At 69.8% G+C, this 6,288-nt stretch carries 8 protein-coding genes; 6 read left to right on the plus strand and 2 right to left on the minus strand.

Translation table 11 applies throughout. The annotated features are described in order from the left end of the window. From AC1DXV_RS29925 to AC1DXV_RS29950, 6 genes are all read left to right on the plus strand, one after another. Positions 1–360: SPOR domain-containing protein (locus AC1DXV_RS29925; RefSeq protein WP_477937082.1), on the plus strand; the 360-nt coding region annotated here is incomplete at its 5' end. An 87-nt stretch (positions 361–447) separates the two neighbouring features. After that, a complete protein-coding gene (locus AC1DXV_RS29930; protein ID WP_477868430.1) occupies positions 448–1,116 on the plus strand; it encodes a thiol:disulfide interchange protein DsbA/DsbL in 669 nt (222 codons plus the stop codon). An 88-nt stretch (positions 1,117–1,204) separates the two neighbouring features. Then, positions 1,205–1,828, plus strand: coding sequence for a lipopolysaccharide transport periplasmic protein LptA (lptA, locus tag AC1DXV_RS29935; protein ID WP_477868432.1), 624 nt, complete (start codon positions 1,205–1,207; stop codon positions 1,826–1,828). Beyond that, a complete protein-coding gene (gene lptB / locus AC1DXV_RS29940; RefSeq protein ID WP_477937084.1) occupies positions 1,825–2,601 on the plus strand; it encodes an LPS export ABC transporter ATP-binding protein in 777 nt (258 codons plus the stop codon). Before lptA ends, lptB begins: the two co-directional genes overlap by 4 nt. Before the next feature lie 10 nt (positions 2,602–2,611). Next, positions 2,612–4,144, plus strand: a complete 1,533-nt coding sequence (locus tag AC1DXV_RS29945) for an RNA polymerase factor sigma-54 (RefSeq protein ID WP_047501338.1) — start codon at positions 2,612–2,614, stop codon at positions 4,142–4,144. An 11-nt stretch (positions 4,145–4,155) separates the two neighbouring features. Further along, a complete protein-coding gene (locus AC1DXV_RS29950) occupies positions 4,156–5,400 on the plus strand; it encodes a THUMP domain-containing class I SAM-dependent RNA methyltransferase (protein ID WP_477868434.1) in 1,245 nt (414 codons plus the stop codon). Between the two features lie 96 nt (positions 5,401–5,496). Here AC1DXV_RS29950 and AC1DXV_RS29955 read toward each other — a convergent pair whose 3' ends face one another. After that, complete coding sequence (locus AC1DXV_RS29955; protein WP_477937086.1) at positions 5,497–5,928, minus strand: YidB family protein; 432 nt, start codon at positions 5,926–5,928, stop codon at positions 5,497–5,499. 70 nt (positions 5,929–5,998) lie between these two features. Further along, positions 5,999–6,288, minus strand: a 290-nt coding sequence (locus tag AC1DXV_RS29960; RefSeq protein ID WP_477937088.1) for an RsmE family RNA methyltransferase, incomplete at its 5' end; no start/stop codon positions are given.

Consider the following 6,288-nt stretch of genomic DNA (forward strand, 5'->3'; position numbering starts at 1 on the left):
GCCGCCAGCAGCCCGCGCCGCGACCCGGCCGCCATCCTCGAAGGCCGCAGCCCGGCGACGGCAGCGGCCACGCCGGCCAGCCCGCCCGCCCCGGTGATCGCGTCCACCAAACCCGGCTCCGATGCGTTGAGCTACTTCGTCCAGGCAGGCGCTTTCGGGCGCGTCGAGGATGCCGAGCAGCAGCGGGCCAAGCTGGCGATGATGGGCCTGCAGGCCAAGATCACCGAGCGCGAGCAGTCCGGGCGCACGATGTTCCGGGTGYGCCTCGGCCCGTACGACAAGAAGGAAGACGCCGACCTGGCGAAGGAAAAACTGGATGGCGTGGGGGTGGAATCGGCGCTGGTCCGCGTGCAGAAGTAAGCCGGGATCGAAAGAGCAGCCCTGAACTTTTCCATCCGACACCGACTCCACCGCTCGTCGTTGATCCCTACCACTTTGGAACTGAACATGAACCGTCGCGATTTCTCGGCACAGCTGGTCGGAGCCAGCCTGGGCGGTGCCGGCCTGGGCACCATCGGCCTCACCGCCAGCACCGGCGCCCTCGCGCAAGGCGCCCCGGTCGAGGGCACCAACTACATCAAGTTCGCGCAGCCGGTGTCGCCTGCCACGCCGGGCAAGATCGAGGTGCTGGAATTCTTCTGGTACGGCTGCCCGCACTGCAACGCCTTCGAGCCGGCGCTCGACGCCTGGCAGAAGAAGCTGCCGGCCGACGTGGTGTTCCGCCGCGTGCCGGTCGCGTTCCGCGACGAGCCCTTCGTCGCGCACCAGAAGATCTTCTATGCACTCGAGACGCTGGGCAAGGTCGAGGCGATGCACCGCAAGGTCTTCTACGCGATCCACAACGAGCACGCCCGCCTGGACAAGCCCGACGAGATCGCCGCCTTCATGGCCAAGAACGGCATCGACAGCGCCAAGTTCCTGGAGGCCTACAACTCGTTCTCGACGCAGACCAAGACCAAGCAGGCCGCCAAGCTGGCCGAGGCCTACAAGCTCGACGGCGTGCCAGCCCTGGGCATCAATGGCCGCTACTTCACGTCGGGGTCGCTGGCCGGCACCAACGAGCGCATGCTGCAGGTCACCGACTTCCTCATTCAGAAGTCGCGCGCTGGCGCTTGAGACCCCCAGTCGGTGCAACGCCGACTTCATCTCGTAACCCCGACGGCATGAAACTGTGGCTAGAATGGCCTGCAAGTTTCATGCCGCAATGACCCCACTTACCTACACCTCCCTTTTCTCCCGGCGTCGGCTGGCGCTTGTCGCCGCCGGCTGCATGCTCGCCGCGGCGCTGCCGGCCCAGGCCGAACGGGCCGACCGGCTGAAGAAGATGGAAGTCGAATCCGACCAGCCGGGCAAGGTCGACCTGATCAACCAGCTGGTGGTGTTCAACGGCAACGTCGTCGTCAGCAAGGGGACGATGCTGATCAAGGCGGCGCGCATCGAGGTGCGCGAGGGACCGGACGGTTACCAGTCCGCCATCGCCGTCGGCACGCCGACCCAGCCGGCCAGCTTCCGGCAGAAGCGCGAGGGCGTGAATGAATTCGTCGAGGGCGAGGCCGAGCGCCTCGAGTACGACAGCAAGCTCGACACCATCCGCTTCGTCAACAAGGCCTCGGTGCGCCGGCTGCGCGGCACCGCGGTGGCCGACGAAGTGACCGGCGCGCTGATCACCTACGACGGCACGGCCGAGCTGTTCACCGTCGCCGGCGGCAGCGCCGCGGTGACCCCGAGCAACCCGACCGGCCGCGTGCGCTACGTGTTCACGCCGAAGGAAGGCACGCCGGCCGCCGCCGAAGCGGCGTCGCAGGCCGCCTCGGGAGCACGCCGTTGAGCGCCGTCCCCGCCAGCACCGCTGCCGCCGACACCAGCCGGCTCGAGGCCATCGGCCTGCAGAAGACCTATGGCGCGCGCAAGGTCGTCAAGGACGTGCGCCTGTCGGTGCGCAGCGGCGAGGTCGTCGGGCTGCTCGGCCCGAACGGCGCCGGCAAGACCACCAGCTTCTACATGATCGTCGGCCTGGTGCGCGCCGATGACGGCCAGATCCTGATCGACGGCCAGCGCGTCGAGCGCCTGCCGATCCACCAGCGCTCGCGCCTGGGCCTGAGCTACCTGCCGCAGGAGGCCTCGATCTTCCGCAAGCTGACCGTCGAGGAGAACATCCGCGCCGTGCTCGAGCTGCAGCGCGGCCCCGACGGCAAGGAGCTGCCGAAGGCCACCGTCGACAAGCTGCTCGGCGACCTGCTGAATGACCTGAGCATCGAGAAGCTGCGCGACAGCCCGGCCCCGGCGCTGTCGGGCGGCGAGCGCCGCCGCGTCGAGATCGCCCGGGCGCTGGCCACGCAGCCGCGCTTCATCCTGCTGGACGAGCCGTTCGCCGGCGTCGACCCGATCGCGGTGATCGAGATCCAGCGGATCATCGGGTTCCTGAAGAGCCGTGGCATCGGCGTGCTGATCACCGACCACAACGTGCGCGAGACGCTGGGCATCTGCGACCGCGCGTACATCATCAGCGAGGGGCGTGTGCTCACCGAGGGCACGCCGGCCGAGATCGTCGACAACGCCGATGTGCRAAAGGTCTACCTCGGCGAACACTTCCGCATGTGAGGGCTGACACATGAAGCCCTCCCTTCAGGTCCGCCTGTCGCAGCACCTGGCCTTGACGCCGCAGTTGCAGCAGTCCATCCGGCTGCTGCAGCTCTCCACGCTCGAACTCCACCAGGAAGTCGAGCAGATGCTGGAGCAGAACCCCTTCCTCGAGGCCGAGCTGGAAGAAGCGGCTCCGTCCGAGCCCCTGACCGAACGGCTGACCACGTCGGAGCGCAATGCCGAGCGCGAGGCCGACAGCAGCACCGCGAGCGAGTCGTCGGCCGAGACCGCGCCCGACGAGTCCGCCGGCGTCGACAGCGCCGAGTTCGGCGCGACCGAGCGCGAGGACTGGGAGAACGGCACCGAGCGCGACGATTTCGACGGCATCCGCGAGACGCCCAGCGCGGCCGGCAGCGGCAGCAACCCCGACGACGACTTCGACGGCCAGGACCGCAACCCGCAGGCCCCCAGCCTGCAGGATCACCTGCGCGAGCAACTGCTCGGCATGCGCGTCAGCGCCGAAGATGCGATCGCGATCACCGTGCTGATCGAGTCGCTCGACGACGACGGCTACCTGGCCGACCCGCTCGAGGAGATCGCCGCCGAACTGGCCGGCGACCCCGAGCAGCAGGAGGAGATCCTCGAGCGCCTGCAGTGCGCGCTGAAGTGGCTGCAGAACATGGAGCCGCTGGGCGTCGGCGCCCGCAACCTGGGCGAATGCCTGACGCTGCAGCTGCGCGCGCAGGAGCGCTGCGAGGCGCAGATGATCGCGATCATCATCTGCAAGCAGCACCTGGACCTGCTGGCCCGGCGCGACATGAAGAAGCTGATGGCCGCGACCGGCGCCGACGAGGAGCTGATCAAGGAAGCGCAGACGCTGATCGTCGCGCTGGAGCCGAAGCCCGGCCGCCCGTTCGCGCGGGCCGAGGCCAACATCATCGTGCCCGACGTGATCGTGCAGAAATCGGGCCGCAACTGGAAGGTCGTGCTGAACCCCGACGTGATGCCCAAGCTGCGCATCAACGACCTCTATGCGCAGGCGATCCGCCAGGGCCGCGGCTCCGGCGGCGCCGGTGGCAGCGCGCTGAGCTCGCGGCTGCAGGAGGCGCGCTGGTTCATGAAGAACATCCAGCAGCGCTTCGACACCATCCAGCGCGTCTCGCAGGCGATCGTCGAGCGGCAGAAGAGCTTCTTCACGCACGGCGAGATCGCGATGAAGCCGCTGGTGCTGCGCGAGATCGCCGACGAGCTCGGCCTGCACGAGTCGACCATCTCGCGCGTGACGACGGCCAAGTACATGGCCACGATGTTCGGCACCTTCGAGCTGAAGTACTTCTTCGGCTCGTCGCTGAACACCGAGGCCGGCGGCAATGCCTCGAGCACCGCGGTGCGGGCGCTGATCAAGCAGTTGGTGAGTGCCGAGGACGCGGCCAAGCCGCTGTCGGACAGCCAGCTCAGCCACATGCTGGAAGAGCAGGGCATCCAGGTCGCGCGCCGCACGGTGGCGAAGTACCGCGAAGCGCTGAAGATCGCCCCCGCGAACCTCCGCAAGTCTCTCTGAACTGAATCCCGATGTGCGCCCTCCCCCTGTTCCTGCCCTGTGCCGCGGGCGTTGAAGCGCTCCTCGAAGAAGAGGTGCTGCGCATCCTGCCGACCGCGCAGGTGCACGCCGGCCGCGGCGGCGTCGCGCTCGACGGCGACCCGCAGGACGTGATGACGCTGAACCTCGAATGCCGGCTCGCGCAGCGCGTGCTGGCCGAGGTGGCCGAGGGGCCGTACCGCGACGAGCACGACCTGTACGAGCTCGCGCGCAGCGTCGACTGGCAGCAGTGGATCACGCCCGAGCACACGCTGCGCGTCGACACCACCGCGCACCGCAGCCCGCTGCGCAGCCTGAACTTCGCCGCGCTGCGCATCAAGGACGCGGTGTGCGACCAGTTGCGCGAGGCCACCGGCACGCGCCCGAGCGTCGACACCCGCCACCCCGACCTGCCGCTGCTGCTGCACGTCGGCGAGGAGCGGGCGTCGCTGTACGTCGACACCTCGGGCGAGCCGCTGTTCAAGCGCGGCTGGCGCGAGGACAAGGGCGACGCGCCGCTGAAGGAGACGCTGGCTGCCGCGATGCTGGCCGCCGCCGGCTGGCGCGGCACGCCCGAGGCCGGCGGCGCGCTGCACGACCCGTGCTGCGGCTCCGGCACGATCGCGATCGAGGCCGCGCAGATCGCCTGCGGCATCGCGCCCGGGCTGAAGCGCCGCTTCGCGTTCGAGCGGTTGCTGCCGTTCGCCGATGCCGAGATGCGTGCGCAATGGCAGCGCCTGAAGAGCCATGCGCAGTCACGCATCCACGCGAGCGCGGTGCCCATCCACGCGAGCGACGTGTCGTTCCGGATGGTCGATTTCGCGCGCCGCAATGCGCAGCGCGCCGGCGTCGAGGACGCGATCCAGTTCAACGGCGGCGATGCGCTGGAGCGCCCGGCGCCCGCGCTGCCGGCCACGCTGCCCGGCACGCTGATGATCAACCCGCCGTACGGCGAGCGCATCGAGGTCGCGGGCAAGGCGCGCGCGGCAGCGCCGGCGCGCGAGGACGCGGATGGCGACAACAAGGCGCTGGTCGCTGATTTCTTCCCGCGGCTGTCCGCTCACTGGAAGCGCGCGTACACGCAGCACGAAGGCGGCTGGACGGCCTATGTGCTGAGCCCGGACATGAAGCTGCCCGGCGCGATGCGCCTGAAGGAATCGAAGCGCACGCCGATGTGGAACGGCCCGATCGAGTGCCGGCTGTTCCGCTTCGACCTGGTCGCGGGTTCAGCGCGCTGAGGTCATGACAACCCCTCGCCCGGCGGGTACGCCGGTCGATCCCCCAAGGGGATGCGGGCCGGCTTGGGGCGGCCCGGCGCTCGGCCCGCCGACGTTTCAACGCCGCAGCAAGCTCCCGATCAAGCTGCCGATGTCGCCCATGCTGCCGGCAGCGCTCTCAGGCAACTCCCCGTTCGGCGTGAGGTGATCGACCACCTGCGGCAGCACCTGCGACACCTGCGCGGCCGCTTCGTCCTGCGACAGGCCGAGCTGTTCGGCGATCTGCGCAAGCTGGCCTGAGCCGAGCACGCTCTGCAGCTGCTCCGCCGAGATCGGCAGGTTGTGCCCGGTCGACACCCACGAACCGATCACCGAGCCGAGGCCCCCCTGCTGGAAGCGCGAGATCAGGTCGCCGAGGCCTCCGCCCGCGCTGTTCGAGTTCAGCATCGACACCACGGCGGCGATCAGCGCCGCCTGGTTGCCGCCGCCCTGGCCCGTCGGGTCGCTCTGGCCGGCCACCATGCCGACCACGGAATCCAGCAGTCCCATGAGGTGCTCCTTGGAGTGGGAACGGCGATTGTGGGCGCCGCCCGTGTCGACCACAAGACCGCTCGGCCGGTCAGGCGCCCGGCGACAGCCCCAGGCCGGTGAGCCCGAGGTGCGCGAGCACCGCGAGCGGCGCCGTGTCGGCCCGCAGCACGCGCGGGCCGAGGCTGGCCGGTGCGAAGCCGCTGGCCGCGGCTGCTGCCTCCTCGGCCTCGCTGAGCCCGCCTTCGGGGCCGCTGAGGAAGGTCAGCGCAGCGCCGGCCTCGGCCTGCAGCGGCTCGGGCGTGCGCAGGCTCAGCACGAAGCGGCGGCCGCTTGCGGGCGGCAGGCCGCGCAGCCAGTCGGCGAGGCTGCGCACCGGCG

This window comes from Rhizobacter sp. P3_C12 (assembly GCF_056402735.1).

Excerpts from the sequence above, each read along its gene's own strand:
- AC1DXV_RS29930 (WP_477868430.1), top strand. The coding sequence starts at position 448 with ATGAACCGTCGCGATTTCTCGGCACAGCTGGTCGGAGCCAGCCTGGGC.
- lptA (WP_477868432.1), top strand. The coding sequence starts at position 1,205 with ATGACCCCACTTACCTACACCTCCCTTTTCTCCCGGCGTCGGCTGGCG.
- AC1DXV_RS29945 (WP_047501338.1), top strand. The coding sequence starts at position 2,612 with ATGAAGCCCTCCCTTCAGGTCCGCCTGTCGCAGCACCTGGCCTTGACG.
- AC1DXV_RS29950 (WP_477868434.1), top strand. The coding sequence starts at position 4,156 with ATGTGCGCCCTCCCCCTGTTCCTGCCCTGTGCCGCGGGCGTTGAAGCG.
- AC1DXV_RS29955 (WP_477937086.1), bottom strand. The coding sequence starts at position 5,928 with ATGGGACTGCTGGATTCCGTGGTCGGCATGGTGGCCGGCCAGAGCGAC.